Genomic DNA, 26704 nt, shown 5'->3' with positions numbered 1-26704 from the left:
TTGGCTGCACTGTTTGCCGGGCTGTTGCCGATGATGCCGGCCTCGCAGGCGAGGCCGGCGCGCGCGCACGCGCGCGCGCAACCCGCGAAGACCGCCGAATCGGGCGCCCCGCACGCGGCGTCAGCCAGGCCGGCGTGGATTCTCTCCCATTTTCCATATTCGACCGACGGCGCTACCGTGGACGAAGCGCTTGCCGAACTGTCCGCTATGTCGCATGTGACGGTCGCCACTGACGCGCCGCTGGGCGCGCGCATCGAAGGCCGCTTCGATCTGCCGCCGCAGCGCTTTCTCGAGATGCTGGCGCGGAACTATGACCTCGATTGGTACTACGACGGCAGCGTGTTGCATGTCGGCCCGACAAGCGCCCGACGCACGCTGACGCTGCGCCTCAATTACGCAAAGCCTGCGGCGTTGCGCGCGCTGCTCGTGCGCAGCGGCGCCGCGGATGTGCGCTTTCCGCTCGCGGTGCGGCCCGGCGAGGATGCTGTCACGGTGACGGGTCCGCCTGCGTATGTCGAGCTGGTCGCGAGTGCCGCCGCGCGCATCGACAGAAGCGCGCGCGCGGATGTGCCGACTGCCGTGCGGGTCGTCGCGCTCCGGCACGGCGTGGCGGCTGATCGCGTTGCCTTGGCGAACGACCGGCACAATGTGGCCGACGGCGTCGCCACGCGCGCGCGGCGGCAACTCGCACCGCCCGACGCGGCGATAGCGGGCGTCATCGAATATGAAACGCCGTTGCCGGTGATCGTCGCTGACGCGCGCACGAACTCAGTCCTGATTCGCGACCGCGCCGAACGGCTCGACGCGGACGCCCGCGTGATCGCCGCACTCGATGTGAGCGCCGATGCTGTGGCGGTTGACACGCTGATCGCCGACGTCGACGCCGCGGCGGTGCCGTCGCTGCCGTTCGGTGTGCCGCAGGCGGATCCCGACGCCGCCGCGGGTAGCGCGCACGTGCGCGTCGATGATGCTGGCGCGGCGCTGCGCAGGCGCGTCGAACAGTTGTGTGTGCAACGGCGTGCGCGAGTGGTGCTTGACCGGCCGTTGCTGACGTCCGACGGCGTGGCCGCCGCGCTTGAAGAACGCGCGGGCCGCTCGCTCCAGCGCACGGGCCACGCTGCGCAAGACGAGCTGGACACTCCGCTGGCTGGCGGGGCCGCCCCCGGCTTTGCGCTGCGCGTCTTGCCGTCAATCGCAGATGGCGGCGCGGCACGCACGGTTGCGCTTGCAGCCGAATGGCGCGCGCGCTCCGATGTGCACATCGTGCGGATTGCGCTTGCGCCGTCACAGGGTGTCGTAATGGTCGAACCCGGGGACGCGGAAGGCGCCGCCCAGATCCGGCTGGTGATGCTCGTGCCGCGCGTGCTCGACGGCCCATGAGCGCAAACCGGCTATGCGCGCAGCCAGAGATAATCGCCCGCGATGATGCCGGCGAACATTTCGTCGCTTGACTCAATGATGTTGCTGCGCCAGTAGCGCCCGTGCTCGGCGTAGTGCGCGAGAAGATCGGCGACCACCTGACCGTCGACGTCGGGCGTAAGCGGCAGCCGCAGGATTAACACGATGCCGCCCGTGTCGCTGTCCAGGCCGAGTTGAGCCTGGTCCTGCGCATAGATCAGCAGGTTCGCTTCCAGCATGAGCCGGAACACTACCAGCGTGCGGCCGGCCGTCACCGTGCCGTAGTGAAAGTTCACATACATCGCCTGCTGGTCGTTTTCGAAGTGGTCAAGGCGCACATCGAAGCCTTCCACTTCGATGGTTCGTATCTTCAGCACATGATCCGGGTCGGGCAGGCCGACCACGGCACACACGTCGCGCACGATTTCGGCGTATCGCTCGATACTCATCGCCAGTCCAGATGCAACGGAAAATGGAAAACCGGGGCGTACGCCCCGGTTCCTGCCAGACCAGCTGAACCAACTCGCCTGCGCCATGCGTTGGCGCAGGCGCCAGCCCGACGGCCGTCAGCCTTTCTTTGCTGCCTGTTCCACATCGTCAGCGCCCGTTTTCGCGACGTTGAGCACAGACATGACGAGCGACATCATCACCTGCAACATCGCCATCTGGATCATCGCCGGAATCATTGCAGTGGCGGCGCTCGTCCCAGCGGCTGTTGCGGCACCTGCCATAGGTCCAAAAGACATGCTTGAACTCCTTCCTGTTGAAAAAAGTAGACAACTCATTGCGGTTCAGCGTTGTGGTGCCGACCGCGCCATCGCCTGCATATGCGGGCGTACCCTCTACTGCTCGCTTCAGGTTCTTTGACTTCAATGCACCGCGACTTCTCCGACTCCGGGCAGCTCATGCAGGCGCTGCACAATGCTGCGCGCAGCAACGAGGCCGCGATACAGCTTCTGCAGCGCGGCGCGGTCCACCACATCTTCCGTTTCGCAGGTCGCGTCGCTGACGCGTTGCGCGCATTCGTCAAAAGCAGCCGTGATGCGAGCGACGCGCGCAGAGGCGGCAGGCGAATCGAGAACTTGCTGCAGTTGCTTCAGGTCGTCACGAACTTTTTCAAGGCTTTGGTACATGTTGATCTCCTGTTACGGGTTGAAGAAGCGTTTCATCAGTGGGATGGTCAAGCGCGCGCGCGTGTGGCGGCGTGACCGATTCGCGCATGCTGCGCGGGGTAGCGTCGGGCTCGTGCGAAGCGGCTGGAAACAGATGTTTGACTCCGTCCTGGGTCTGAACGTATCGGGTATCGCCCACCGCCAGCATTGCGGTGTAGACCGTCGTTGCGATCTCCGTAGGCGCTTCGCTGACGTCGACGTCGATGCGTTTGACGTTGCTGTCGAGATCGGCTTGCAGGCGGTTCAGCCCCTCGCGGAACTGCGTGAGCGACGGGACGGTGCCGCTTATGTTGAACACACCGCTGCCGGCATACGCGACCCTCAGCCCATCGATGCCGAGCGAATCTTCGATGTTTGCCACGTCCGTCTGCGCGACGTCGTACTGGCGTGCCACGTTGGCACCGGTGCGCGCGAAGATCGCGCGCGCGGCAACGTCCTCGGCGGAATTCGACACCATGCCGTCGACCACGATCGTGTCGCCATGCCGCTGCGGCCGCAGATCGACGAGCCGGGCGTCCCGCAGCGCGTCGCTGAGCTGCTGCACGCGTTCCGTCGTGCCCAGTGTGCCGGGCGCGGGCGAATCGGCGCGCTGCCAGCGCACGTATACAAACGTGCCGGCAGCGGTCAGCAGCGCCACTATCATCGTGCTCGCGCAGACCGCACGCAGTACGCGATGGGTACGCCTAACGTGTTTGTCGGAGGCGCCGGACGGTGGACGGTCGCTGCCTGCGTCCGCCGTGCGTGCGCCGGTGTCGCCGTTGTACATGCTGGCGAGTAACTGGATGTCGGGCGGCCACTGCGCGTCTTCGGTGCCGAAACACAGCGCGGTAGTGCCGAACAGGAACGGTACGAAGTCCGGAATCAGCGTGACCGGCTCGTCGCTGTCCTGTGCGTCGCCCGCACGCTCGTCCTGGCTAGCGACCCGCATTGCCCGGATGACACCGGCTTCATCGAGTTCGACCGCGACTTCGTCGTCGTCCCAGTCGGTGATGCAGATATCGGTGTCATCTGCCTTGCCGATTCGATATCGACCCGGCGTCAGGTGAGCCTGGATGCCCGCATGGGTGCCTGTCAGAATACGCAGGATTTTCATACGGCTTTATCCCAGTTTATAAAGAGTGCAAAATAAATGGCGTTATCGAAGGCGATCATGCGATCAGTCTAGGGCTTGCCATGAAAGTCCATGCGGCCCCTGCGCGAAGCAATCATGTCCCGCCCGAAGCGCTGGCGTCGTTGTCGCGTTGCGCGGTGGGGCCCGCGTCGTGGCCGGCCGGGCACAGCAATAATTCGATAACACGCTCAGCATGGTCGCCGTGCGTCTTGCAACGTGCGCGACGCTGGATCATCAAAATGAGCGGGATCAGCGGGCCGATGCTGACTACGTTGCCAATGCATGGCGCGTCCGCCGGCGTGCGGCGCAACTTCGTCTGCGCGTCGATCAGGTCTTGCCGCACACTCGCCAGGTCGTCGCTGAGCGCATCACCCAGAATTCCAGCGCGGCGCCGTGCGCGCAGCATGTCCAGCATGACGGACAGGGCTTTGCGCATGACGGCTTCCCTGCGCAAGCGGTCGCCGAGCAAATAGCACGACTCCGCTCCTGCGATTCGCAGCGATAATTCAAGCAGCAGCGGCTGTTCGCGCAACGCGTCGGCAATCGCCTGCAATTCGGCGCTCGGTTCGACCGGGGCCGAGACCGTGGGCGACGCCGGCCTGACGCGCGGCAGCGGCATAGGGCTGTCGCCCTGGAGTCTTGCTGTGCCCAAGCCGGACACGCGCGCCTGGCCAGAATCCGGATTGCGCGGTTGAGGGGGGCGGCCGTGGGGATTCTGTTGATGTCCGCCTTGTTGCCCGCCCCCTTGTCCTTGCTTTTGCTGCTGTTGCTGCTGCTGGTCCCTTTGGTGCTGTTGCTGCTGGCCGCCGCCCTGCTGATGAGAGTGCTGCTGGCCATGACGGCCGCCTTCCCGCCCGCCATCGCCATGCAGGGCAAGCGCGCGCCGGTGCGGGACGCCGGCCTCGGCCATTCGATGTAGCAAGTGACTGGCCTTTGCCTCGCGCGCAGGCGTGGCCGCTGGTTGCGCGCTGTGCCGGAACGTGGTGCGCCCCCGGTACAACCGCGCTTTTTGCCGGCCGTATGTTTTGTGCCGATGCGTCTGTTGCGCGGATTGCGCTTCCACGCTCTCTTCGGCGGAAGCCGTTCGCGACTGCGTACGATCGACACTCACGACGGCACCGCGGTGGTCATTAACCGCATCGCGAAGCGCAGGATCGCCGATCCGCCCCATGCGCCTGTCAGCGCAAGCGTCGCGAGTACGGCGATCAGCTTCACGCAATGCGAAATCGACTGGTCCTGCAGCGACGTGACGGCCTGCACGAATGAGATCAACAGTCCGGACAGTGCGGATACGGCGATGACGGGCAATGTTACATACAGGCATAGCAGCATGCCTTGCGTGGTGAACCCGATCAGGTCTTCAGTGTTCATGGGAGGGACTCATCGGTAGGTGAGGATCAGGCCGTGAATCAGCGTCGACCATCCGCTCATCGCTACGAAGAGCAGTAGCTTGAATGGAATGGCGACGTTGGTCGGCTGCAACTGGTTCATTCCCATCGCAAGCAGCACGTTCGCGATGACCAGGTCGACCACGATGAACGCGATGTACAGCAAAAAGCCGATTTTGAACGCGTCGCTCAGCTCCGACAGCGTGAAGGCGGGCGCCAGCACGATCAAATCGTCTTCATGCAACTGGTTAGCCATCTCCTGCGGCCAGATCACGTGCGCGGAGCGCAGGAAAAACAGTTTCTCGCGTTCGCGGGCATGCTTTTTCAGGAACGTGCGAAACGGCTCGCGCGCGGCGCCGAACGCCTGAATCATCGCTTGCGACGCCTCGGGCGCGACCTGCTCCCGGCTCAGCGTCTGCATGGCGCCCATGCCGATTGGCGCCATTACGTATAGCGAAACGAGGATAGCAATGCCGTTGAGCACCATGTTCGGCGGCACCTGCTGAACGCCGAGCGCGTTGCGCAGCAAACCCAGCACGACGACGATCTTGGCGTAGGACGTCACGACCATCGCCACGAAGGGCACGAGGCTGATCGCGAGAACCGCAATCAGCAGGCCGGTGAAGTCGCTAAATTGAATCATTGCCGTTCGACATCTGTACGATGCGCACGCCGAGGTGTTCGCCGACAGTCACGAGTTCGCCCGTGCCGATCGTCTGCCCGTATGAGACGAGCCGTACGCGCGCGTCGCGCACGTTGCTCGGCAATTCGATGACATAGCCGGCGCGCAGCGCCGATACTTGCACGAGAGGCAGCGTGACAGTCTCAATTTCGAAACGCACGGGGAGATCGAGTTCATCGATCGACGCCGTGTTCGGGGTGTCGGTGCCGGTGAGCGCCGAGTCGTTGCGCGAGGTGTCCTGGGTCATTTGAGGATCCGTGTTGATGAGAAGTCGTCTGTCGTTGAGCATGACGCTCGTATAAAGCTGGCGTGCGCCGGGCACACCCCAGTACATATCCGCGTGGTCCGCGTGTTGCGGTGTTGCGAAGAGCGCGCGCAGTGACGCCGGCGCCGCGCGCAGGATCACGTCGCCAGCGCGCAGTCCATTGAGCGTTTTCACGTTGAGCGCTTTCTCGCCGATGCACAACCATGCGGGTACGCCGATCTGGCTGACGCATGCAGCGAACGGTACGCGCTGCGTCGCGATCTGTTGCTCGAGTGGTTCGATCCAGCCGCGGTCGATCGCGCCGAGTGCGCATTCGAAGCGCTGCGGACCGCGCTCGAATTGCACCATGAGGGTCGTCGGCGGAGGCGAACCGCAGCGCAGTCCCGTGACGTACGCATCGGTCGCGCCGAGCGCGCTCAACACTTCCAGAAGCGGCGCGAGCAGGATGGCGGCTACAGCGTGGCGCAGCGATGCGGCGAGCGCCGCATCGCTCGACGCGTCGGATTCGGTCACGGTGCTAGCGAGGCCTGGATACAGCGCGAGATCGACGCCGAAGCTAGCGGTCGACCGGCCGCGCTGTAAATCGATCCACCCCGGCATTTGCCATCTGACAGGCGCTTCGTGTGTGACGCGCCAGTCCGTTACGTGGAATTCCTGCGCAATTCGTGCGGCGACCCGCGCGTCGCACAAGAGGCGCAGTAGCCGTGCCGTGTGCGGGTCGACTTCAGGCAGTGCTCCGGCTGAGTCGATCAGGCGCCTGACTGACAGGCCCGCGTGTGGAGATGAGTGTGGCTGGTCCATATTATTTTCGGGTCGGTTGTTCGTTGGTGCGGCAGGTGCTGCCGCGCTGCTCGCCACACGAGATCGGTAGCCAGTCACGCTGTCCCGATCGATACGTCGCGTGGTGTTTCCAACTCATACAGTAGCGAAGTGAGTGATTTTCTTAAGATGTCTGCATGGCGGCAGACTAGCTGCCGGGTTCTGTCGGACGACGTTTCAAAGCGAAGCGTGAGGTCGAAACGCGAAAGCGTCAGATGCAAGGTGCAGTCGGGCAACCGCGCCTCATCGAGACGGATGCGGATCGTCCAGGCGCCACTCGCGACTACAGCCGCGTCCGTGCAGAAATCGGCGACCCGTGCCGCCAGAAAGTGCATGAGCTGTGCGACGCGCGCCTCCTGCTGTGCGAGCGACGCGATGAATGGCGCGGCCAGTTCGTTGAGCTGACGCTCGCGCAGCAGCCGACGTTCATCGGCGTGAAGAGGCGGCTCGGATCCGGTGTCAGAGGTCTGCGCATCGGCATCGGACCCAGCTTCGGATGCGACCGATGAGACGGCCTCGGATTCGGCCGGTTCAGGGTCTGTTGGTACAACTGGAAAGTTGCGCAGGGCAAGGCCAGTGCGGCGTTCGCCGCGCAGCTGCGCGCGCCGCACGAGCGCCGCATAGTCGATGCGGGAGCGCCGCGCTGTCGTCCTGGGCCGTTCATGGCCTGCATCGTCCGTGTCGACGGACAAGGCGGGGATGACGCGCGGATTGACCGTCGAGCCGCCCATGAAAGTCCCCTTATAACGTGACACGTCCCAGCGGACGCAGTTCGAGGTGTTCGGTCAACTCCTGGTAGGAATACACCGGCAGCCATCCGATGCGCGCTTCAATCATGCGTCGCACATATCGGCGAATGTCCATCGACGTGACGAGTGCGACGCCTTCGCGCGGACCCTCGCCCAGATAGGACTGAATGCTCTCGCATAACTGACGGATGTGGTCCGGCGGCAGCGCGAGAAAGTTGCCGGTCGGCGTCTGCTTGATCGACTGCCGGATATGCTGTTCGACGTCGTTGCCGAACAGGACGGCGTCGAGCGTGCGCGCGCCGCTGGCCGCGCGGTATGCGATATAACGCGACAGGTCGCCGCGCACATATTCCGTGAGCATCAGCATGTCTTTCTCCTTTGGCCCCCACACAACGAGGCTTTCCATGATGCTGCGCGCATTGCGGATCGACAGCTGTTCTTCGAGAAGACGGCGCAGCACATCGGCGATGCGCTGCAGCGGCAATGCCTTCTGCACTTCGGCGACGAGGCCCGGATAGTCCGCGCCGAGCTGGTCGAGCACCCATTGGGTTTCCTGAATGCCGACGAACAGATGCGCGCGCGAACGCAGCAGACCGACGGTTTCGTTGGCGATCACCTGTTCGATGCGCCAGACCGTCGCGCCGGCCGGTGCCTGGCGCTCGCCGATCCAGTGGCTATGCGGCAACCCGCCCGCTGCGCCGCCGACCTCGCACCGTGCGGCCAGCTCCGCATCGTTGGTGGCCTGCGGCAACATGACCTTGCCGGCAGGAACCTGCACACGGGCGCTAGGGACGTCCTGCAAAAGGATTTCATACGTATCGGCGGGCAGCTCGTCGCTCGCCCAGAGCGTGATGCCGGGAAACGGCAGCCCGACTTCTTCCTGCAGGCGGGCGCGTTGCGCTTCGAACGCGTTGTCGAGCGCGGCCGGCGACAATTGAGCGACGAGGTTCGGCGCAAGCCGCACGCCGAGCGCGCTCGTGAATTGCGGCGCGCGCTTGAGGATGGCCGGCACTTCTCCTTTCGCGCCTGCACGCTGCAGCGATACGACCTTCTCTCCGCTGTCCTCCGTGCGTGCGGTTTTGCGATGCAGCCGGTAGCCAGCGAACGCGAGGATGGCCGACAGCAGCACGAAAAGCGGCCACGGGAAACCGGGCACCGCGGCAAAGCCGAGCAGCAGCAGGCTTGCAAACCAAAGCGCGTGCGCATTGCCGCCCATCTGGCGCAGCAGATCTTCGCCGAGAGAGCGGCCGCTTGATTCGGCGGTTTCGTCGGAGACGCGCGTGATCATGACGCCGGCGGCAACCGAGATCAGCAGTGACGGAATCTGCGACACCATCGCATCGCCGACCGACAAGATCGAGAAGCGGTTGGCGGCATCGCCCGCCGTCATCGAGTGGTAGGCCATGCCGACCGCGATGCCGGCAACCATGTTGACGAGCGTGATGATCAGGCCGGCGATCGCATCGCCCTTTACAAACTTCATCGCGCCGTCCATGCCGCCGTAAAGCTGACTCTCCACCGCGAGCCGCGCGCGTTTGCGGCGGGCTTCGTCAGGAGTCAGGATGTTAGCGCGCAGATCGGCGTCGATGCTCATCTGTTTCCCGGGCAAGGCATCCAGCGTGAACCGTGCGCCGACCTCGGCTACCCGCTCGGAGCCTTTTGCAATCACGATGAACTGAACCGTGGTGATGATGACGAAGACCACGAGGCCGACAACGAGATTGCCGCCCACCACCAGTTCACCGAAGCTGTCGATGATGTGCCCGGCGTCGGCATGCAGCAGGATCGATTTGGTCGACGCGATGTTCAGCGACAGCCGGTACAGCGTCGTGAAAAGCAGCGCGGACGGGAAGGACGAAAGTGCCGTAATGGACGGCACGTACATCGTCACCATCAGCAGCGTGACGCTCAGGCAGATGTTGATGGACAGCAGCACGTCGATGACGTCAGGCGGCAGCGGCAGGATCATCAGCGAAATGATCGCGACGATCAGCGCCGCAATGCCTATTTCGCCGCCGGCCGGCAGTTTGAGCGATTTCAGCATGGCATGGCTCCGTGGCAAGGTCATAAAGGATTGTGCAGAGGCGGGGAGGCGGGTAAAGCCGCATCGCCGGTTTTGCGTCCCGCGCCGACGGATTCGACCCACCGCAGAATTGCGGCGACAACTTCGAAGAGGTCTTCCGGAATCGCGCTGCTCACGTCGACCCGATACAGCGCGCGCGCGACCGGCGGATTGGCGACGATCGGCACGTCGAATTCGTTCGCGAGGCGGCGCAGCGTAGCGGCGTCCGCGTCCACGCCGCTTGCTACCACGACGGGCAGCGGATGTTCGTTGGGCGCATAGCGCAGCGCGACGGCGTAGTGCGTCGGGTTCACAACCATCACGTTCGCCCGGGCGACCGCTGCGGGCCGCGGATCACCGCGAAGCAGTTCTTTCGCGCGCTGCTTGCGTTCGTGCTTCATCTTCGGGTCGCCATCCTGATTCTTTCGCTCGCGTTTAATCTCGTCCTTCGACATACGCTGCGAAATGATGAACATCATGTGCTGCAGCTTCCAGTCGAGCGCGCCGATTACGAGATACAGCACGAACCCAACTGACAGCACCCTCAGCAGCCCGCTCCACAGCACGGCGCTGAGTCGCGGCAGCGGTTCGTAGAGCGCCTGCGTGACAAGCGGGAAGAGTCCCATGATGGTCTTCCATAGCACGACGATCAGTACGATGGCTTTGATCGTCATTTTCACCAGATCCACCAGCGAGCGCTTCGAAAAGACCCGCTTGATGCCTGTGGCGGGGTTGATCGAGCTGAGTTTCGGCATGACCGGCTCGAGCGATACCTTGAATCCGACCTGCGCGGCAGATGCGAGCACGGCGGCCAGCATGCCTAGCGCAGCGAGCGGCACACAGACGAGCACCCCCATACCCAACAGATGAAACAGTGACGACGTGAGAGCCTGGGTCGTACGATCGGATACGGTGAAGTCGAGCGCAATCGTGATCATTTCACGCATCGAGTCGAGCAGCCACGAACTGCCCGCGTGAAAGGCGAGCACCATCGCCAGCAGCGTCGCCGACGATATCAGATCGGTACTTTTGGATACCGAACCTTTTTTACGAGCGTCCTTCAGCTTTTTCGCAGTGGGTTTCTCTGTTTTCTCGCTCATCGTCGCCTTTGTCTGCGCTGTCAGGATCGTTGGGGATGGGCTGCACGATAGTCGGGTGCGCGGCGCGGACATGCGCGCCGCACGAAGGACTGCCGGTTGGGGCGAAGCGTGGGCGAGCGTGCGGCGCGACGCATGACGAGCGCTCGCGCCCGTCTGCGCACGGCGCATCAACTTCGCACGATTTCCGTTGGCTTCGCCTCGATGCACTGCTGTGCGAGAGGCAGTTTGCTACCGTGCAGTCATCGGCTAACGCCGTGTTTTTCCACAGCGAAAACCCTAAACGTCAGGATCGTCAAATGAACCAGAAACGCGACTATATGGACTGCAGCCCGGAGCTTTTCGGTGCGCTAATCGAACTTGTACGGATGTCGGTCGTCGATCAGTTTCCGACGACGCGAGTTGATGTCGAGGACGTCGAACATCTGCTCGAAGCCATGCATACGATGCGCCCGAATCTGGTGGAACTGAGCCTGTTCGACGGCTTCCTGCACGTGGTGCGAGGCAACTGGCGTGAAGCGACCGACGTGTTCGGTGCGCTCGCCGGACAGTCCCTATGCATGCCGGGCAGCAAGGCGATGATGATTTACTGCCTTAGTTCGAGCGGTAACGCGGATTGGCAGGTTCTTGCCAGTCAGTTACTTGATGACGGTGCGATCACGCCCGAGGCCCGCATGCTGGTGCACGCGGTGATTGCACGCAACGACGTCGAGCAGGCGGGGGAGGACGCGTTGTCGTCCGGCCAATTCGTCGAACCTGAATCGCTGAAGCGCTTGCGCACGGATACCGCCGGCACGCCCGCTGAAGCGTCGAGCGCGGCGCCGGGCGGGCTGATGCCGTTCGACGGTCAGTACTTGCGTCTTTGATCGCAGCGCAGAAACGGAGAATTCGATGAACGACTCTTTGTCGATTCTGGCCTTCCAGGCAGCGCTGTCTCAGACGGGCGCCGCCGTCACTCATGCGGCGGCCGCGGCACCTGTGCCGGCGCACGTTGCCGGCAGCTTCGAGGCGATGATGCAGCGTGGTGTGATGGGTCCGGGTACGCCGTCAGAGGATACGTCGGGCACGATGATCTCGGAGATGGTGCGTGGCGAGGATCTCGCGCTTCAGTACGTATCGAACGATATGCTGTACATGATCAACAACGTGGATTCGATGTCGATGGGCGAACTGACCGCAGCTTCCATACAGTTGCAGATCGAGGCGGCCAGCCTGCAGGTCGATATGCAAACGAAGATGAGCGTTGTCACGTCGTCAAAGGACGCAATCGAAACCTTGATGAAGAACCAGTGACATGAGCAAGCCTATCGATTTGAAAAGGTGGGGTGCGCGCGGCGCCGTCCAGGCGATGCTGCTGTCGCTTGTGCTGATGCTTGCCGGATGCGACAAGGAACTGTACGGCAATCTGACCGAGCGCGATTGCAACGAGATCGTCGCGGCGCTGCTCCAGGCGGGCCTCGACGCGCACAAGGTGAGCGTAGACGGCGGCAAGACATGGAGTGCGAAGGTCGACGAGAACCAGATCGTGCGGGCGATGGATGTGTTGCGCGAACGCGGCCTGCCGGCGCGGCGCTATGATGATCTGGGCGCGCTGTTCAAGAAGGATGGGCTCGTTTCGACACCGATCGAAGAGCGCGTGCGCTTCATCTACGGCGTGTCGCAGGAATTGTCCGACACGCTTTCGAAGATCGACGGCGTGGTCATTGCGCGCGTGCACATAGTGCTGCCGGAGAACGATCCGCTGGCGAGCAGAGTCAAGCCGTCGTCGGCGTCGGTATTCATCAAGTACCGGCCGAACGCGAACCTCGCGACGCTTACGCCGCAGATCAAGAACCTCGTCGTGCATAGCGTCGAAGGATTGTCGTACGACCAGGTCAGCGTCACGTCCGTGCCGGCCGATCCAATGGAGGCCGCGGTCGCGGTGCAACCTTCGGGCGGTGTTTCGCTGACGGCGCTCGCAGCAGGCGTAGCCGCCGTGAGCGGCATCTTGCTGCTTGCCATCCGCAAGCGCCGTGCTCCTTCTGCGGCGGACGAACGGCGCGATTCGGGCCCGGCTCGGGACGGCGCAGGATCGAAGGCGCCGCCGGCACCATCGCAAACGATGCCGGGCAGCAGTCTGTTCAAGCGCAGCGAACCGGTCGAGACGCCGCGTTGATGATGCTTTCCGCGCCTATTTTTTTCAGGTTACCCGCACATGACCGATATCGAACGGCACGGCAGCGTTGCGGCCCGCCTTGCGGACATGCTGATGCGATACCAGTCGAACCGGACCACCCTGTTCGACTGGATGCATCCGGACTGGCGTGGCAGCGCTCTGGCCCGACTGCCCGACGGAGACTCTCCCGGCACTCGCTTGCTGCTCATACGAGCGGCGGAAACGTGGCTGCGCGCCGCGGGTTGCGCGCCGCCGCCGCTCGCGGCGTTCCGTGGCGCTACGGCACCGCTTGCGGCGCTACCGGTGCACGAGGCGATGTGCGCATTGCGTTTGCGGGCACTGCATTTCCGTCGGGCGGAATTGCGCTACTGGGTAGACCGCGAAAGCCGGGAACGGGTGTCCCTATGGCTTGGCCGCAATGCGTCCGCTGCGCTGCGCTGGCTGATCGAGATGCCGAACGCGCCGGCCGTGGACCGGCTGATGCGGGACTACGGGATGGCGTCGCTCGACGAACTCGACGGAGCCGGCCTCGCGTGGGAAGGCTATTGTCATTTTGCCCACGCCGGGCTGTGCAAGCCGTCCGCCCCGCTTGCGCTGTTGCGGTTCGCATGGGGCGCCGATGTGGCGCTTCCATCGTGGCTGTCCGCGTACGGAACATTCGGTCATAAGGACGTTAGCGTGCAGTTTATGAGCCGACTTCCAGACTTTTTTCAGGAGCACACATGGTCATCTGGTTAAGAGAGCCGCAAGCCGAACCGACCGGTAGTGACGCATTGCACTGCGTGGGCGTCGGCGTGGGCGGCGACATTGTCAGGCGCGAGACACTAGCGCGACTCGTCGAACTCGATGAGGGTTACGTCCTGCTGCAACATCAGCATCGCGACGTACTCGCCGCAGCGCACGACGAGGCAGCGTCCATCGTCGCCGCGGCCGCTACCGACGCTGCGGGGATGCGCGTCGAGGCACAACGCGAATTCGATACGGGCCACCAGCGCGGTTATGAGGCCGGCCGCCGCGAAGCGCTTTCGCAGTGGTACGAACAGACCGCACAACTGCTCGCGCAACGTCGCGAACTCCAGATGTCGCTACGTCAGCGGATCGCCGGGCTGGTCGTTGCGGCCGTCGAAAAGATCGTGATCAACGAGCGACCGGCGGTACTGTTCGCCCGCGCTTCGGATGCGGTCGACCGCATCATCGACGACGGCAGCCATTTGCGCATCCGCGTCAATCCGGCTCAGCGCGACGCGGCCGTTCAGGAATTCGAACGGGCCGCGGCAGGCTGGCGCGAGCGCGGCCGGCCTGTGCCGGTCACAGTGATCGGCGACCGTTCGCTTGAAGTGGGCGCGTGCATCTGCGAGACGGATATCGGATCGATCGACGCGAGCATGGATGTGCAGATCGATGCGGTGCGTGCGGCAGTGGCGCGCGCGTTGCGCCGCATGAATAGCGACGAGCACACTGGCGACGCTTCAGACGGTGCTACCCGATTGGGCACCGTGCCCGCCGCCGGAGCCGAAGCCGACCAGGCGGAACCCATGAACGAAGTGCGATGCGAAGCCCGCGGCGGCATCGGCGAAAGTGCCGAAAGTGCCGAAAGTGCCGAAAGTGCCGAAAGTGCCGAAAGTGCCGAAAGTGCCGAGAGTGCCGAGAGTGCCGAGAGTGCCGAGAGTGCCGCTCCTTTCATCGCTCCCATGATCGAGCAGGAGCCGGCATGACGCATCACATCGCGCCCGACGCACAGGCCAATGACGAACTCGAGCGCCTGAACATCCTCGCCGATTCCATTGAGGCGGAACTTGACGACAGTCCGGCGCTATCGGTGCGCGGCAAGGTACTTGAAGCGATCGGTACGCTCATACGCGTCGGCGGTATCGATGTGCGGCTCGGCGAACTGTGCGAATTGCGCACCGCGCAGGGCATCACGATGCAGCTCGCCGAAGTGGTCGGATTCTCGCGCGACACCGCATTGCTGTCGCCGTTCGGCCGGCTTGCGGACCTGTCGCGCGAAACGCAGGTTGTCGCATTGCGCCGGCCGCTGATGGTTCCGGTGGGCGCGCCGCTGTATGGACGGGTGATAGACAGCGTCGGTGCGCCACTCGACGGCCGCGGACTGATCGACACTGGGGAGTTCCGGCCGATTTACGCGGATCCGCCCAACGCGATGAGCCGGCCGTTGCTTGACCGTCCGCTTGACACGGGCGTGCGCGCCGTGGACGGCATGCTGACGCTAGGCGAAGGTCAGCGCATGGGCATCTTTGCACCGGCTGGGGTGGGCAAGAGCACGCTGATGGGCATGTTCGCCCGCGGCACGGCCTGCGATGTGAACGTCATCGCGCTGATCGGCGAACGCGGTCGCGAAGTGCGGGAGTTCGTCGAACAGATTCTTGGCCCTGAAGGCATGGCGCGCTCGATCGTCGTATGCGCGACGTCGGACCGGTCGTCGATCGAGCGCGTGAAGGCGGCGTACGCGGCTACCGCGATTGCTGAATATTTCCGCGACGCCGGCAAGCGCGTGCTGCTGATGATGGATTCGCTGACGCGCTTTGCCCGCGCACAACGCGAGATCGGTCTCGCCGCGGGCGAGCCGCCGGCCCGGCGCGGATTTCCGCCGTCAATTTTCGCGGAACTTCCGCGTCTTCTCGAACGCGCTGGACTCTCTGAGCACGGCTCCATTACCGCTCTCTACACGGTGCTGGCCGAGGACGAATCGGCCAGCGACCCCATTGCGGAGGAGGTACGCGGCATTCTCGACGGACACATGATCCTGTCGCGCGACATCGCAGCACGCAATCAGTACCCCGCTATCGATGTGGGCGCGAGCCTGTCGCGCGTGATGCCGCAAGTCACCGACAACGAGCACATGGCGGCGGCCGGACACGTGCGCCGGCTGATGGCGAAGCACCGCGAAATCGAAACGCTGTTGCAGTTGGGGGAATACCGCGAAGGCGGCGACCCGTTGGCCGACGAGGCGGTGCGCAGGAACGATGCGATTCGCGAATTCCTGTGCCAGCGCACGGATGAGTTCAGCTCGCGCGCCGACACGCTGGCCGCACTGCGGCGCTTCGCGCCGCATTAATGGGTGGCACGGCCAGGAACTGCAAAGGAGGATTGAGAAAATGAAGGATGCTCTCATGCGGTCGTACGGCGTGGTGATGCGCCGGCTCGAACGCGTGGACAGGAAGCTGCGCGAAACGCTGGCCGCGCAGCGCGCTTGTGAAGGCGACGCGCAACAGCAGGTTTGCAACCAGCAGGATAACGTTGCTCGTGCAAACGACGAACTGGCCCGCCACGAAGTGCGCATCGAAGGAATGATGAACGGCCAGCGGGCACTGCGCATCGACGAGTTGCTTGGCTGGCAGGAGCAACGTGCCCGCACCGCTTCGGAACGTGACGCGTTGCTGCTCACGCTCGCGCAGCTACGCGATACGCTTGCGCAGATTGGCGAGCAAATTGCGCAAACTCGCAGCGCGATTCTGCGCAATGACGCACGGATCGATCTTTGCAAAAAGCGCGTCACGGCGTTACGCGCGCAAGCGCAGAACCGCGCTGACGATGCGCAGGACGAAGAGTCCGAAGAGGGTGCCGTCGCGCGTCGGCTGGCGTCGTTGCGGGACGCACGCAGCGCGGCCGCGGCCGCGGGAGCAGGCCGATGAACGTCTTTGAGAGCGGTATTCCCGAACTCGGCGGCATCCTGATGCATTTCTTCACGCTGGTGGCGCTGTGCGGCGTCCGCCTGCTAGTGATCATGATCATTTTTCCGCCGACCGCCGACCATGTCCTGCAAGGCACGCTGCGCAACGCAATCGTCATGCTGTGGGGTTCGTATATCGCGTTTGGCCAGCAGGCGTTGATGCCGGAACTGCAAGGCTGGCACCTCGTTATGCTGGGCGCGAAGGAAGCGGTGATCGGACTCGTCATGGCGTTCGTCGCATCGCCGGTGTTCTGGGTGGCTGAAGCGGTCGGCACTTACGTGGACGATCTTACCGGCTACAACAATGTGCAAATGAGCAATCCCAGCCAAGGGCAGCAGACATCGCTTACGTCGACGTTGATGAGCCAGTGCGCAGTCGTCGCGTTCTGGACGCTCGGCGGCATGACGTTTCTGTTGGGAGCATTGTTTCAGTCGTATCACTGGTGGCCGATCGGCCAAATGATGCCGGTGCCCGCCGCGTTCCTGGAAGTTTTCGTGCTGCGCCAGACCGATGCGCTGATGGAGACGGTGGCGAAGCTCGCGGCGCCTGCGCTGCTGCTTCTGTTGCTGATCGACATCGGACTCAACCTCGCGAGCAAGGGCGCGCAGAAGCTCGATCTGGTTTCGCTGGCACAGCCGGTCAAGGGTGGTCTTGCGGTGCTGATGCTCGCGCTTCTGATCGGGATGTTTATCGGTCAGGTGCGCGATCAGGTCGCGCTCTTTCACATCGCCGAACAATTGCGTGCGCTTGCCGATCAGAGATGAAGCATGCCATGCGCAGCGAAACCGTCACCTGTTCCGCCTTCAGGTGCGGCGGCATGAACCAGCCGATCACCTGCCGGCTGAACAGGTCGATGATGACGGCCAGACTCCGTGCCGCGTGCGTCTTCGGCCCTGCCAGGCAGCGCATGCCGATTGGCGGGCGCGAGACTCAGCCGTCGCTTCTTGTCCTTGCATGGATCACGTAGCGCCCGTACTTCCCGGTCATCTGTTTGATTGGACTATCGGGGGATGGGCCGTTGCGTTCCACACCAAAGACGTTCATCGGGAAATTCAGCTCTTTCTGGATGGCCCAGATTTCATCGTGCTGGTCGGGCGGAAACATTCTGACTGGATCTCCCACGGCGATCCACCCGATTGGTACAGTCGATTCCTCAGGCAGCACCGTCTTCAGATGCACCACGCCGTTGATCCGTACTTCGCTCCATTTGCCGAGGGTTGCCCCGTTGAAAACCGACGCACCTGTGGCGATAAAGCATTCGTCTCCGACCGCGCAGCCGCTCAGGTGCGTGTGAGGGCCGATCATCACGTTGTTGCCGACGAGGCAATCGCTATAGCCCGAGCTACGCACGATCGCATGTTCCATGATGACTGTGTTGCGGCCCACGACGATGCGGCCGCCGTCGGCTACCAGTACCGCGCCGTAGGACACCACGGTTTCTGGCCCGATGGTGACGTTGCCGCTCACCACGGCGCTCGGAGCGATGTACGCGGAAGGGTGAATCTGGGGCTTGGCGTTGACGTGCTGGGTACGATCCATCATTTCTCCTCGGGGGTAGCGCCGGATATGAAAAACGCTGCCACGGCGCCCCAGCCATGCGGCGACATGACGGTCTCCCTGATCGCCTTCACTTCGGCTTCGGCGGCGGAAAGTTCGCACTCGGGGACGACCTCCAGTTTATACCCGAAGACCAGATCAATACGCTGTAGCGATACTGGCATGAGTGCAGGAGAAAGCTATGTCACGAGGAAATCGAGGATCGCTCAATCACGGATACTCACCGTGTTGTATGAAACGGGCGCGGGAATAGGGATCCGTGCACCCGTGTCGCGAGCACGACACCTCCGCCGCGACGTTTTCTCAAGATTGCCAACTTCCGCCGGCTGCGCATCCGCTTTGAACGCTTCGCGGTTCGACGTTAGCTCCACACCGCGCCACCAAACGACCTGTGCGCGGCATGACGCGCGCGACACACCCGATGCGTTAGTGTTTTGTGACGTTCGGGTCCGAAGCAGAAATGACACATGTATTCTGAGCGGTGCTCCGCTTGCCCGCCATCCGAACCAGTCTGCCAATCACCTGGCCGGCGCGAACGCCTCCGAAAAATTCCATATCGAGTGTGGCATCGAGTTCGGCGTGGTGGGCAATGTTCTCCACGACGCCGATAAGCGTTGCGCGGTCTTCGGACGAGATGTGCTCATTTGCGATCGCGCGAGCCAATGCGGCAAGTCGGGAGAATTGCTTGATGTGTCGATGTCCTGCGATCAGAGCGCTGTCCACGATGCGCTCGAGGAGTTCGACGCGTGCGTCCTCCTGATAGTGTGCTGCGGGCTGGGGCGACTGGTTGATCGTCATCGTCTGATCTCCTTGAACGAAATACAGGCACGCACTCACTGGTTGTGCCACATGAGCGGTAAAAGACAGGGTAGACAGGCAGTCGATACGTGATCCTCATCAATTGTTGGGGTAAAAGAAGCTCAGGCCGACGGGCAGTTTATCGGTTTTGAATGGCCCAATCCACTGCTCTTTGAGCGTGCAGGGCAGTGGTATCGAAAACTTGCAACGAAGTGTCTTCCTGTTTGATCAGCAGCGTGATTTCCGTGCATCCGAGAATCACCGCCTGCGCGCCACGCGCCGCCATCGTGTCGATCGCTCGCTGATAGATTTGCCGCGATTGCGCGTCGATCACGCCGTGGCACAGCTCATCGTAGATGATCCGATGCACGTCGTGGCGTGTTGCGTCATCCGGAACGAGCGTGTCGAGGCCGAAACGATCGCGCAAGCGACCCGCGTAAAACGTCTGTTCCATCGTGTACCGCGTGCCGAGCAAGCCGACCCGCTCGATGCCCGCCGTACGCAATGCTTCGCCGGTCGGATCGGCGATATGCAGAAACGGTATGCGAATCGACGCTTCGACCGTTTCGTACACGCGATGCATCGTGTTCGTAGCGAGCAGCACGATATCGGCGCCGCCACGCTCGAGGCGTTGCGCGGCATCGGCCATCCGTTCGCCAAGCCGCTCCCACGCGCCAGCGCGCTGGTCTTCTTCAATCGACGCAAAATCGACCGTCAGCATCAGACTGCGTGCATTGTGATGCCCACCCAGCCGCGCCTTCGCATGGCGATTCAGCAGCCGGTAGTACTCGGCCGACGACTCCCAGCTCATGCCGCCGATCACGCCAATTGTTTTCATCGCTGTCTGTGCGCCCTGGTCGTTGTGGTGGATAGCGGCAAACAACGAGCATCAAAATAGCCGCACGATGATATGAACGCCGGAGTATAACGTGCCCACCTGTGCGGTGAACGTGCGTGGGTCATTGCAAGGTGGTCAGGTTTTCGCCAGACCCCATCGAGCATGCGGCCCGAGCGGCTTTATCGTTGGATGACACCTGTATCGCTGATCAGGCGCGCCACGCGTGCAGCGCGTGGCGCGCCTGACTACCTCAGAACGCGTACGAGCCATACACCGGGTTGTTGATCACCGTGACCGGAGCCTGCGCATTCGTAATGTACGTTTGAACATCGGCCGGCAACAGCATCCGTTGCGCTTCGAGTGCCTGTGCGGCAGCGGTGACCGCGGCGACGTAACCGGCGTGCGTGCCGTAGCGCTCGGTCAGCGACGGGCGCGGATCGCCGATGCTGGTACGCGCCGCCGCCATCGGCGCGAACGGCCGGTGGGCGCGACCCCCGGGATCCCAGCCACTCCAGACCAGCGTGTAGCCCTGATTCATCAGGAACGCGTCGCCGGCGTCCGCGGCCGTGGTCGGATTATTTCCTCCCGAGGACTCGTCGACGGCACCGAACTGCTTGCTGCCGCGGTTTTCAATTTCATAGAAGACCTTGTGGTTTCCCTTGCTGAGATCGACCGGCCGCAGTATGTAGAAGTCCATCGAATAGTCGACCATGCCGTTCGAGTCGCACGGCGCCAGAGCAATGTCGACGATGCCTGAGTTATGAGGATCGGCAGGATCGAGGCGACCGAACGCAACGCCGCGTACTTTTCGTATGCGCCGACGCTACCGAACGATTTGCCGCCAAACGTAGGATTCTCGCTGGGGCCATTAGGATCGCTACTCGAATCGATCACGATCTTGTAGATGCCCTGACTTGCCGCGAACGGGCTCGAACGGCGGCGGGCCCGCTGGCATTGCCACTGTTCCCGCATCCCGATAACGCCGCAACGACCAGCGGTCATGCGCCGCAGCTGCGAGAGTGCTGGGCGGCCATCATTCCCGGCACCGGAGTCGCCGCGAATAGTTGTGTTTTCTTTATTTGGCTATAACGATTGTTAATGATGTATTGCGAAATAAGTGTAGTTAAATAGATGAATTGTTGTAATGCAATATATGCAATCTGAATTACCTTTCAATGGGTAATTTAATTGAAATGCCGGCGACAACAATTAACGAAAGGCACGTGAAAGAACGGGGTAAATCATCCTGACCAGAAGGCCGACGTGAAGCCTTTACGCAGGCGGGCGTATACGCATTTGGCCGGTCCATGTCGCGCCTTTGAGTGTGATTAATTGTTATTAATTAAATGAGAATTGTGGCAAAGTGTAGTTATAGATGATCCGTCAACCACGCCAATACCGGAATTGACGTTGATTTCCGATTTGAACTATTGTTTGAACGCTGTTTGGAAAGTGGTTAAAGCAAACCGGCGAGCCAATAGATGGAGAATGACAGATGATCAGGGCCCAGGTTTTTCTCGTGACGGCGTTGCTGTTCTCAACGTCTGCTGCGGTACCGGCTATCGCGGCCGATGCCACTTGCGTGCTGCCGAATGCGTCGATTCCGGCTGGAGCCAATACAACTGATCCGAACGCGCCGTTTTTCATCGATACGGCCGGGCTCGACCTGAAGACCACGCCTCCCACGCGCGACCCGCACAATGCAAACTATCCGGCCGCAACGGTACTGCCCGACGGCCAGCTTCCACCGATTAATAGCGACGGCAACTTCATCATCGGCCCGACGCATCGGCCGTCGCCGGAGACTGTCGTGCAAGCGAACGTACCGCACGGCACGGTCCATACCCTGATCATGACCTCGACGGACAGCGTCATCTATCGGCCCGGCATGGTTCGGGACGATATGCCCGGATGCAGGAATTCCGCCGTGAATTCAGCTTCGACCGCTCCCGGTGACTTATCCGATCTTCTGGTGTCCGCAAGCCATGCGGGTAGCTGGAGCCGCGAGGTCGATGTCTATGTGCCGGCCGGATATGTCGCGGGAACGGCGGCGTCGTTTATCGTATTCGGTGATGGCGGCAAGCACAGCTTCTTCAACGAACAGATGCTGTTCAATGTGCTGGATAACCTGATCCACGCGCATAAGCTGCCGCCGATGGTGGCCATCGGCATCGGCGCTGGCGGGCAGGACGCGCAGGGCAGCGAGCGAGGCCGTGAGTACGACACCGTGTCCGGCGCTTACGCCGAATGGGTCGAACAGGAGGTGTTGCCACGAGTTGAGCGGGCCGCACACGTGCGATTGACGACGAATCCGGACCGTCGTGCGACGATGGGCTTCAGTTCAAGTGCCGCCGCAGCGTTCACGATGGCCTGGTTCCGTCCCGATCTCTATCACCGTGTGCTTGGCTATTCGCCGACGATGGTCAATCAGCAATGGCCGCACGACTCGTCGCTGCCAGGTGGCGCGTGGCAATACCACGATGCGTGGCCGGGGCCAGCCAGACAGAACCTGACTGTGTCGGGAAATGCGGTGACGCCCGCAAACGGTTCGAATGGCGCGCCGCTAATCCCGAATGCACCCCGCAAGCCGATCCGCTTCTGGTTTGAGGCGGGTGACCGCGATCTGTTCTATCCGATCGGCCCTCTTGCAGATGGCATGCATGACTGGACCGCGGCTAACGAGGACATGGCGCGTGTTCTTGCCGCGAAGGGCTACCACTATCAGTTCATCTTCTCGCGCAACGCCGGTCACGTCGATGAAGCGACTGAAGCGCAGACCATGGCCTCCGCACTCGAATGGCTATGGAAGGGCTATCCGGCGCCTGTGCACTAAAGCGGCTGGTTGCAGTTTCGTTTTGCACACGGATGCCGGTTACACGGCCGGAGTCGGTGCGATTACATTTTCCTCAACATTATTTTCGATTACATGTTCAGTCCTCGATGTCTGCACTTCGTTGCGTTCGCATCTTTCTTCTCACGCGTGGTGCAGATAAGATTGTCTGATTAGAGGACAAACTGGCACAACGACGGATGGAGCAGAATAAATGAAAGGAAAACTGGCGGCCGCAATGCGCAACCTCGGCCTGTGCGTCGCATTGGCGGGACTCACGGCTTGCGCGTCGGGACCCATGGACGTTTCCGGCACGACGCCAGGCCCGCTATCGATCGCCAGTGAAGGCAGTTTCTTTATCGGTGGCCATGACGTGCATTCGGACACACTCTCGACCGTGCCGAACTATGCGACGTCGGGTACCGTCACGGTTGGCCAGGTGTATGTGAGCTATCAGGTGCCGACGCATGCAAGGCCGCTGTCGCTGACCTTGATTCACGGCTGTTGCCTGACCGGCAAAACATGGGAAACGACACCCGATGGACGCATGGGCTGGGACGAATACTTTGTACGCCACGGCTTTCCGACTTACGTGATCGATCAGGCTGACCGCGGCCGCTCGGCGACTGATATCGAAACGATCAATGCGGTGAAGGAAGGCAAAGCGCCCGTTACGGCGCTGCCGGCGCTGTTCGCCGCGTCGCATGAAGCCGCGTGGGCAATATTCCGTTTCGGGCCTCAGTATCCGCAGCGCTTTCCGGGCGAGCAGTTCCCGCTCGATTCGCAAAGCGGGCTTTGGCAGCAGATGGTGCCCGACTGGATCGCATCGCTACCGACGCCGAATCCGACGGTGCCGGCGTTATCGCAGCTCGCCGCGAAGCTGCGCAATACGGTGCTGATCAGTCATTCGCAGGCGGGCATCTATCCGTTCCAGGCCGCCGCGCTCAGCCCGAACGGCATCGCCGCGATCGTCGCACTCGAGCCGGCCGAATGCCCGTCCGCGACAGGTGATCTCACGCCATACACGAAGATTCCGATTCTCGTGCTATTCGGCGACTATATCGATCAGTCGCCGCGCTGGGCACCGCGTCTTAACGCATGCCGCGCGTTTGCCGATGCTGCGGTGCGTGCGGGCGGGCACGTGCAACTCGTGTTGTTGCCAGACGTCGGTATTCACGGCAACACGCACATGATGATGCAGGACCGCAATAGCCTTGACGTGGCGAACTGGGTACTGCATTGGATCGATACGCACGTGACGGCGGCGGCTAGCTAGGCGCTTCGGCTCGATTGGCGGCATCTCGCGGACTCGAATGGCGTGGTCGCGCGCGGGCGACGCGATAGGCGGGCGGCTTCGCATTCGCTTGATCAAGACACTGTATTTTTGTACAGTGTTCGTATCTTGAATCCGCCCGATGCCTCGTCGCCCTCCGGTTGAAGCGCAGATCATGAGGCCTCCCATCGAGCCTCCTCCCACCGAGCCGCCCGTGTCGCCCGTCCGCAAGATTATCCATTGCGACTGCGACTGCTTCTACGCGTCGGTCGAAATGCGCGACGACCCATCGTTGCGCGGGCGCCCGCTGGCTGTCGGTGGTCTGCCCGAGCATCGCGGTGTGATTGCGACCTGCAACTACGAGGCGCGGCGCTTTGGCGTGCATTCGGCAATGTCGTCGGCGCTCGCCTTGCGCAAGTGTCCCGAACTGCTGATCCTGCCGACAGCGATGGAAAAGTACCGCATCGCGTCGCGTCAGATCATGGCGATCTACCGCGACTACACGCCGGAGGTCGAGCCGTTGTCGCTCGACGAAGCGTATCTGGATGTCACCCGCACCGATCGCTGCAAGGGCAGCGCAACGCTGATGGCTGAAGAGATCCGCGAACGCGTGCGCGACACGGTTGGCGTGACCGTGTCGGCGGGCGTCGCGCCAAACAAGTTCGTCGCGAAGATCGCGTCCGACTGGAACAAGCCGGACGGCATGTACGTCGTGCGACCGCCGGAAGTCGACGCGTTCGTCGCCGCGCTGCCGGTGCGCAAGATCTTCGGCGTCGGTAAGGTCACGGCTGCGAAGCTCGAAAAGCTAGGCGTGTCCACCTGCGCGCAATTGCGCGAGTGGCCGCTGGTTGATTTGCACCGGCATTTCGGCGTGTTCGGCAAGCGGCTGTACGAGTTGTCGCGCGGCATCGACGAGCGGCCGGTGCGTGCGCACCAGGAGCGCAAGTCGATCAGCGTCGAAACCACGTATGTGACCGATCTACGCACGCTCGACGCCTGCTCGAGCGAATTGCGCAGTCTCGCGGAGCAACTGGACGCACGCATCGCGCGCGCGCAAGCGGCGGCTGCGGTTCGCAAGCTGTTTGTGAAAATCCGCTTTGCGGATTTCCAGCGGACCACGGTCGAGTGTGTTGGCACGGTTACCCATCTGCCGACACTGCTTGCGCTGCTGGAAAAGGGCTTCGCGCGGCGCAGCAAGGCGGTGCGCCTGCTCGGTGTCGGCGTGCGTCTTGAAGAAGACGCGCTCGCGAGGCACGGCCAGTTCGATCTTTTCGATAACGAAGCTGCGGACGAAGAAGGGCCGCCGGACGAAACATTCGAAGCCGACATGCATTCCGACTCGCTGCGGGTCGTCGGCAACTGATCCGCGCATGCGCAGCCGGACTGAATGAATCTGATTCACCACGCTTTTTTGCCGCCGATAGAATCGGTGACAGTCAGAAAAGAAGGGGACCTGGATGGACCTGATTATCCGCGGCGCGGTGCTGCCGCGAAGTGTCACACGTGCGGCAAGTGGCGCACATGCGGATGAGCGCATCGATATCGGCATCGAAGGCGCACGCATCGTCGCCGTCGAACCGCATCTTGCCGCGCACGCGCAACAGGAAATCAACGCGGACGGGATGCTCGTCACGCCGCCGTTCGTCGATGCGCACTTCCATATGGATGCGACGCTGTCGTATGGCTTGCCGCGCGTCAACGCGTCCGGCACGTTGCTCGAAGGCATCGCGTTGTGGGGCGAACTGAAGCCGCATCTGACGCACGAAGCACTGGTCGAGCGTGCGCTGCAATATTGCGACTGGGCGGTCGCACGCGGCCTGCTTGCTATCCGCACGCATGTCGACGTGTGCGACGACCGCTTGCTCGCCGTTCAGGCGCTGCTCGAAGTGCGGCGCCGCGTTGCCCCTTATATGGACCTGCAACTGGTCGCGTTTCCACAGGACGGCCTGCTGCGCAGCCCGCGCGCGTTTGACAACCTGAAGCGTGCAATCGATCTCGGTGTCGACGTCGTCGGCGGCATTCCACACTTCGAGCGAACCATGGCGGACGGCGCCGAGTCGGTGCGCATGCTCTGCGAGTTTGCCGCGCAGAAAGGGCTGCGCGTCGACATGCATTGCGACGAGTCGGACGACCCGCTGTCGCGCCATATCGAAACGCTTGCCGGCGAGACACATCGTCTCGGTTTGCAGGGCCGTGTCGCGGGTTCGCATCTGACGTCGATGCATTCGATGGACCACTACTACGTCAGCAAGCTATTGCCGTTGATGCACGAGGCGGGCGTTGCCGCGATTGCGAATCCGCTGATCAACATTACGTTGCAAGGCCGCTCCGATACGTACCCGAAGCGGCGCGGCATGACGCGTGTGCCGGAGATGCTCGCAATGGGCATCAACGTCGCGTTCGGCCACGACTGCGTGATGGACCCGTGGTACAGCCTCGGTTCGGGCGATATGCTGGAAGTCGCGCATATGGGGCTGCACGTTGCGCAAATGACCGGCACCGATGCGATGCGCGCGTGCTTCGACGCGGTCACGTTCAACGCGGCGCGAATCCTTGGCCTCGAAGGCTATGGCATCGAACCCGGTTGTGCGGCCAATTGCGTGCTGCTCGATGCGCGCGACGAGGTAGAAGCGATTCGTCTGCGCGCGGCGCGTGTTGCGGTGGTAAGCCGCGGCAAGGTGGTCAGCCGGTCACCGGCCGCGCACGCGACGTTGACACTTGAAGGTCGTCCGCAGCAGGTCGATTTCAAATTGCGCCGGACATAAAAAACGGGGCATTGCAATGACTGCAATGCCCCGGCTTGACAGACTGACTTCAC

30 protein-coding genes and 1 pseudogene are annotated in these 26704 nt (G+C 62.6%); 15 read left to right on the top strand and 16 right to left on the bottom strand.

Annotated features, from left to right (window positions below):
- On the top strand, nucleotides 1-1380 hold the full coding sequence (locus BX592_RS20350) for a secretin N-terminal domain-containing protein (RefSeq protein ID WP_134193830.1): 1380 nt from the start codon (nucleotides 1-3) through the stop codon (nucleotides 1378-1380).
- A gap of 11 nt (nucleotides 1381-1391) precedes the next feature.
- Here BX592_RS20350 and BX592_RS20345 read toward each other — a convergent pair whose 3' ends face one another.
- Nucleotides 1392-1847: a CesT family type III secretion system chaperone gene (locus tag BX592_RS20345; RefSeq protein WP_134193867.1), complete on the bottom strand. Its 456-nt coding sequence runs from the start codon at nucleotides 1845-1847 to the stop codon at nucleotides 1392-1394.
- A 181-nt stretch (nucleotides 1848-2028) separates the two neighbouring features.
- Between BX592_RS20345 and BX592_RS20340 the strand changes: the two genes are divergently transcribed.
- On the top strand, nucleotides 2029-2265 hold the full coding sequence (locus tag BX592_RS20340) for a hypothetical protein (protein ID WP_134193828.1): 237 nt from the start codon (nucleotides 2029-2031) through the stop codon (nucleotides 2263-2265).
- Nucleotides 2266-2267: 2 nt separating this feature from the next.
- Here BX592_RS20340 and BX592_RS20335 read toward each other — a convergent pair whose 3' ends face one another.
- From BX592_RS20335 to BX592_RS20325, 3 genes are all read right to left on the bottom strand, one after another.
- On the bottom strand, nucleotides 2268-2531 hold the full coding sequence (locus BX592_RS20335) for a type III secretion system protein (protein WP_134193826.1): 264 nt from the start codon (nucleotides 2529-2531) through the stop codon (nucleotides 2268-2270).
- Nucleotides 2515-3663, bottom strand: a complete 1149-nt coding sequence (locus BX592_RS20330; RefSeq protein WP_134193824.1) for a hypothetical protein — start codon at nucleotides 3661-3663, stop codon at nucleotides 2515-2517. The genes BX592_RS20335 and BX592_RS20330 overlap by 17 nt, the downstream gene beginning before the upstream one ends.
- A 112-nt stretch (nucleotides 3664-3775) precedes the next feature.
- Nucleotides 3776-4234 carry a hypothetical protein gene (locus tag BX592_RS20325; RefSeq protein WP_134193822.1) on the bottom strand — a complete coding sequence of 153 codons (459 nt, stop codon included), beginning with the start codon at nucleotides 4232-4234 and terminating at the stop codon, nucleotides 3776-3778.
- Between the two features lie 153 nt (nucleotides 4235-4387).
- On the opposite strand from BX592_RS20325, the gene BX592_RS20320 reads away from it, so the two are divergent.
- The gene (locus BX592_RS20320; protein WP_134193820.1) at nucleotides 4388-4600 is read left to right on the top strand and encodes a hypothetical protein; all 213 of its coding nucleotides are present in this window, start codon (nucleotides 4388-4390) and stop codon (nucleotides 4598-4600) included.
- Nucleotides 4601-4788: 188 nt separating this feature from the next.
- On the opposite strand, the gene sctS is transcribed toward BX592_RS20320, so the two are convergent.
- The 6 genes from sctS to sctU form a co-directional block, all read right to left on the bottom strand.
- Complete coding sequence (sctS, locus tag BX592_RS20315; protein ID WP_134193818.1) at nucleotides 4789-5052, bottom strand: type III secretion system export apparatus subunit SctS; 264 nt, start codon at nucleotides 5050-5052, stop codon at nucleotides 4789-4791.
- A gap of 9 nt (nucleotides 5053-5061) precedes the next feature.
- On the bottom strand, nucleotides 5062-5712 hold the full coding sequence (sctR, locus tag BX592_RS20310) for a type III secretion system export apparatus subunit SctR (RefSeq protein ID WP_134193816.1): 651 nt from the start codon (nucleotides 5710-5712) through the stop codon (nucleotides 5062-5064).
- Entirely contained in the window at nucleotides 5699-6817 is a 1119-nt protein-coding gene (gene sctQ / locus BX592_RS20305) for a type III secretion system cytoplasmic ring protein SctQ (RefSeq protein ID WP_134193814.1), read from the bottom strand. Before sctQ ends, sctR begins: the two co-directional genes overlap by 14 nt.
- A 74-nt stretch (nucleotides 6818-6891) precedes the next feature.
- Nucleotides 6892-7566 (bottom strand): type III secretion system protein SctP, encoded by a 675-nt coding sequence (gene sctP / locus BX592_RS20300; RefSeq protein ID WP_134193812.1) that lies wholly within the window; start codon nucleotides 7564-7566, stop codon nucleotides 6892-6894.
- Nucleotides 7567-7576: 10 nt separating this feature from the next.
- Entirely contained in the window at nucleotides 7577-9628 is a 2052-nt protein-coding gene (sctV, locus tag BX592_RS20295; RefSeq protein ID WP_134193810.1) for a type III secretion system export apparatus subunit SctV, read from the bottom strand.
- Nucleotides 9629-9648: 20 nt separating this feature from the next.
- A complete protein-coding gene (gene sctU / locus BX592_RS20290; protein WP_134193808.1) occupies nucleotides 9649-10746 on the bottom strand; it encodes a type III secretion system export apparatus subunit SctU in 1098 nt (365 codons plus the stop codon).
- Nucleotides 10747-11042: 296 nt separating this feature from the next.
- On the opposite strand from sctU, the gene BX592_RS20285 reads away from it, so the two are divergent.
- Genes BX592_RS20285 through sctT form a run of 8 tightly spaced genes read left to right on the top strand, consistent with a single transcriptional unit; the run spans nucleotide 11043 to nucleotide 17354 of the window.
- Nucleotides 11043-11609: an HrpB1 family type III secretion system apparatus protein gene (locus BX592_RS20285; protein WP_166676408.1), complete on the top strand. Its 567-nt coding sequence runs from the start codon at nucleotides 11043-11045 to the stop codon at nucleotides 11607-11609.
- Between the two features lie 25 nt (nucleotides 11610-11634).
- Entirely contained in the window at nucleotides 11635-12036 is a 402-nt protein-coding gene (locus tag BX592_RS20280; protein ID WP_134193804.1) for a type III secretion protein HrpB2, read from the top strand.
- Nucleotide 12037: 1 nt separating this feature from the next.
- Nucleotides 12038-12898, top strand: coding sequence for a type III secretion system inner membrane ring lipoprotein SctJ (gene sctJ / locus BX592_RS20275; protein ID WP_134193802.1), 861 nt, complete (start codon nucleotides 12038-12040; stop codon nucleotides 12896-12898).
- A gap of 39 nt (nucleotides 12899-12937) precedes the next feature.
- Nucleotides 12938-13636, top strand: coding sequence for a type III secretion protein HrpB4 (locus tag BX592_RS20270; protein ID WP_134193800.1), 699 nt, complete (start codon nucleotides 12938-12940; stop codon nucleotides 13634-13636).
- The gene (sctL, locus tag BX592_RS20265) at nucleotides 13621-14613 is read left to right on the top strand and encodes a type III secretion system stator protein SctL (protein ID WP_134193798.1); all 993 of its coding nucleotides are present in this window, start codon (nucleotides 13621-13623) and stop codon (nucleotides 14611-14613) included. Before BX592_RS20270 ends, sctL begins: the two co-directional genes overlap by 16 nt.
- Entirely contained in the window at nucleotides 14610-15974 is a 1365-nt protein-coding gene (gene sctN / locus BX592_RS20260) for a type III secretion system ATPase SctN (RefSeq protein ID WP_134193796.1), read from the top strand. Before sctL ends, sctN begins: the two co-directional genes overlap by 4 nt.
- A gap of 40 nt (nucleotides 15975-16014) precedes the next feature.
- A complete protein-coding gene (locus BX592_RS20255; RefSeq protein WP_166676407.1) occupies nucleotides 16015-16551 on the top strand; it encodes a hypothetical protein in 537 nt (178 codons plus the stop codon).
- Entirely contained in the window at nucleotides 16548-17354 is an 807-nt protein-coding gene (gene sctT, locus BX592_RS20250) for a type III secretion system export apparatus subunit SctT (protein ID WP_134193792.1), read from the top strand. Before BX592_RS20255 ends, sctT begins: the two co-directional genes overlap by 4 nt.
- Here sctT and BX592_RS35230 read toward each other — a convergent pair.
- The 6 genes and pseudogenes from BX592_RS35230 to BX592_RS20220 all read right to left on the bottom strand — a co-directional run.
- Nucleotides 17323-17457 (bottom strand): annotated as a pseudogene (locus BX592_RS35230) (IS3 family transposase); the annotation flags it as partial. The gene sctT and the pseudogene BX592_RS35230 sit on opposite strands and share 32 nt — an antisense overlap.
- Nucleotides 17458-17520: 63 nt before the next feature.
- The gene (locus BX592_RS20240; RefSeq protein ID WP_134193788.1) at nucleotides 17521-18132 is read right to left on the bottom strand and encodes a gamma carbonic anhydrase family protein; all 612 of its coding nucleotides are present in this window, start codon (nucleotides 18130-18132) and stop codon (nucleotides 17521-17523) included.
- Nucleotides 18129-18311, bottom strand: coding sequence for a hypothetical protein (locus BX592_RS20235; protein ID WP_134193786.1), 183 nt, complete (start codon nucleotides 18309-18311; stop codon nucleotides 18129-18131). The genes BX592_RS20240 and BX592_RS20235 overlap by 4 nt, the downstream gene beginning before the upstream one ends.
- Before the next feature lie 262 nt (nucleotides 18312-18573).
- Nucleotides 18574-18945 (bottom strand): hypothetical protein, encoded by a 372-nt coding sequence (locus BX592_RS20230; protein WP_134193784.1) that lies wholly within the window; start codon nucleotides 18943-18945, stop codon nucleotides 18574-18576.
- A 139-nt stretch (nucleotides 18946-19084) separates the two neighbouring features.
- On the bottom strand, nucleotides 19085-19783 hold the full coding sequence (locus BX592_RS20225) for an aspartate/glutamate racemase family protein (RefSeq protein ID WP_134193782.1): 699 nt from the start codon (nucleotides 19781-19783) through the stop codon (nucleotides 19085-19087).
- Nucleotides 19784-20033: 250 nt separating this feature from the next.
- Nucleotides 20034-20495, bottom strand: a complete 462-nt coding sequence (locus tag BX592_RS20220; RefSeq protein ID WP_134193780.1) for an alpha/beta hydrolase domain-containing protein — start codon at nucleotides 20493-20495, stop codon at nucleotides 20034-20036.
- Between the two features lie 783 nt (nucleotides 20496-21278).
- Between BX592_RS20220 and BX592_RS20215 the strand changes: the two genes are divergently transcribed.
- From BX592_RS20215 to BX592_RS20200, 4 genes are all read left to right on the top strand, one after another.
- Nucleotides 21279-22616 carry an alpha/beta hydrolase gene (locus BX592_RS20215; RefSeq protein WP_134193778.1) on the top strand — a complete coding sequence of 446 codons (1338 nt, stop codon included), beginning with the start codon at nucleotides 21279-21281 and terminating at the stop codon, nucleotides 22614-22616.
- A 211-nt stretch (nucleotides 22617-22827) separates the two neighbouring features.
- Nucleotides 22828-23889 (top strand): alpha/beta hydrolase family protein, encoded by a 1062-nt coding sequence (locus BX592_RS20210; RefSeq protein WP_243849638.1) that lies wholly within the window; start codon nucleotides 22828-22830, stop codon nucleotides 23887-23889.
- A gap of 172 nt (nucleotides 23890-24061) precedes the next feature.
- Nucleotides 24062-25249 (top strand): DNA polymerase IV, encoded by a 1188-nt coding sequence (dinB, locus tag BX592_RS20205; protein WP_134193776.1) that lies wholly within the window; start codon nucleotides 24062-24064, stop codon nucleotides 25247-25249.
- Nucleotides 25250-25343: 94 nt separating this feature from the next.
- Nucleotides 25344-26651, top strand: coding sequence for an amidohydrolase family protein (locus BX592_RS20200; RefSeq protein WP_134193774.1), 1308 nt, complete (start codon nucleotides 25344-25346; stop codon nucleotides 26649-26651).
- Nucleotides 26652-26704 lie beyond the last annotated feature (53 nt).

Origin of the sequence: Paraburkholderia rhizosphaerae (assembly GCF_004366595.1) — a bacterium.
GTDB classification, from domain to species: domain Bacteria; phylum Pseudomonadota; class Gammaproteobacteria; order Burkholderiales; family Burkholderiaceae; genus Paraburkholderia; species Paraburkholderia rhizosphaerae.
The sequence above is the reverse complement of the archived record's forward strand: the minus strand, read 5'-3'. Positions and strand labels throughout refer to the sequence as shown.

Bases quoted from the DNA above. Each gene is read 5' to 3' on its own strand.
- sctQ (WP_134193814.1), bottom strand. From the start codon at position 6,817: ATGGACCAGCCACACTCATCTCCACACGCGGGCCTGTCAGTCAGGCGC.
- BX592_RS20335 (WP_134193826.1), bottom strand. From the start codon at position 2,531: ATGTACCAAAGCCTTGAAAAAGTTCGTGACGACCTGAAGCAACTGCAG.
- sctV (WP_134193810.1), bottom strand. From the start codon at position 9,628: ATGCTGAAATCGCTCAAACTGCCGGCCGGCGGCGAAATAGGCATTGCG.
- BX592_RS20270 (WP_134193800.1), top strand. From the start codon at position 12,938: ATGACCGATATCGAACGGCACGGCAGCGTTGCGGCCCGCCTTGCGGAC.
- BX592_RS20225 (WP_134193782.1), bottom strand. From the start codon at position 19,783: ATGAAAACAATTGGCGTGATCGGCGGCATGAGCTGGGAGTCGTCGGCC.
- BX592_RS20210 (WP_243849638.1), top strand. From the start codon at position 22,828: ATGAAAGGAAAACTGGCGGCCGCAATGCGCAACCTCGGCCTGTGCGTC.
- sctN (WP_134193796.1), top strand. From the start codon at position 14,610: ATGACGCATCACATCGCGCCCGACGCACAGGCCAATGACGAACTCGAG.
- BX592_RS20280 (WP_134193804.1), top strand. From the start codon at position 11,635: ATGAACGACTCTTTGTCGATTCTGGCCTTCCAGGCAGCGCTGTCTCAG.
- BX592_RS20240 (WP_134193788.1), bottom strand. From the start codon at position 18,132: ATGATGGATCGTACCCAGCACGTCAACGCCAAGCCCCAGATTCACCCT.
- BX592_RS20255 (WP_166676407.1), top strand. From the start codon at position 16,015: ATGAAGGATGCTCTCATGCGGTCGTACGGCGTGGTGATGCGCCGGCTC.
- sctR (WP_134193816.1), bottom strand. From the start codon at position 5,712: ATGATTCAATTTAGCGACTTCACCGGCCTGCTGATTGCGGTTCTCGCG.
- BX592_RS20345 (WP_134193867.1), bottom strand. From the start codon at position 1,847: ATGAGTATCGAGCGATACGCCGAAATCGTGCGCGACGTGTGTGCCGTG.
- BX592_RS20340 (WP_134193828.1), top strand. From the start codon at position 2,029: ATGACGAGCGACATCATCACCTGCAACATCGCCATCTGGATCATCGCC.
- BX592_RS20235 (WP_134193786.1), bottom strand. From the start codon at position 18,311: ATGCCAGTATCGCTACAGCGTATTGATCTGGTCTTCGGGTATAAACTG.
- dinB (WP_134193776.1), top strand. From the start codon at position 24,062: ATGAGGCCTCCCATCGAGCCTCCTCCCACCGAGCCGCCCGTGTCGCCC.
- sctS (WP_134193818.1), bottom strand. From the start codon at position 5,052: ATGAACACTGAAGACCTGATCGGGTTCACCACGCAAGGCATGCTGCTA.
- sctT (WP_134193792.1), top strand. From the start codon at position 16,548: ATGAACGTCTTTGAGAGCGGTATTCCCGAACTCGGCGGCATCCTGATG.
- BX592_RS20220 (WP_134193780.1), bottom strand. From the start codon at position 20,495: ATGGTCGACTATTCGATGGACTTCTACATACTGCGGCCGGTCGATCTC.
- BX592_RS20285 (WP_166676408.1), top strand. From the start codon at position 11,043: ATGAACCAGAAACGCGACTATATGGACTGCAGCCCGGAGCTTTTCGGT.
- sctJ (WP_134193802.1), top strand. From the start codon at position 12,038: ATGAGCAAGCCTATCGATTTGAAAAGGTGGGGTGCGCGCGGCGCCGTC.
- sctL (WP_134193798.1), top strand. From the start codon at position 13,621: ATGGTCATCTGGTTAAGAGAGCCGCAAGCCGAACCGACCGGTAGTGAC.
- sctP (WP_134193812.1), bottom strand. From the start codon at position 7,566: ATGGGCGGCTCGACGGTCAATCCGCGCGTCATCCCCGCCTTGTCCGTC.
- BX592_RS20330 (WP_134193824.1), bottom strand. From the start codon at position 3,663: ATGAAAATCCTGCGTATTCTGACAGGCACCCATGCGGGCATCCAGGCT.
- BX592_RS20200 (WP_134193774.1), top strand. From the start codon at position 25,344: ATGGACCTGATTATCCGCGGCGCGGTGCTGCCGCGAAGTGTCACACGT.
- BX592_RS20230 (WP_134193784.1), bottom strand. From the start codon at position 18,945: ATGACGATCAACCAGTCGCCCCAGCCCGCAGCACACTATCAGGAGGAC.
- BX592_RS20215 (WP_134193778.1), top strand. From the start codon at position 21,279: ATGATCAGGGCCCAGGTTTTTCTCGTGACGGCGTTGCTGTTCTCAACG.
- sctU (WP_134193808.1), bottom strand. From the start codon at position 10,746: ATGAGCGAGAAAACAGAGAAACCCACTGCGAAAAAGCTGAAGGACGCT.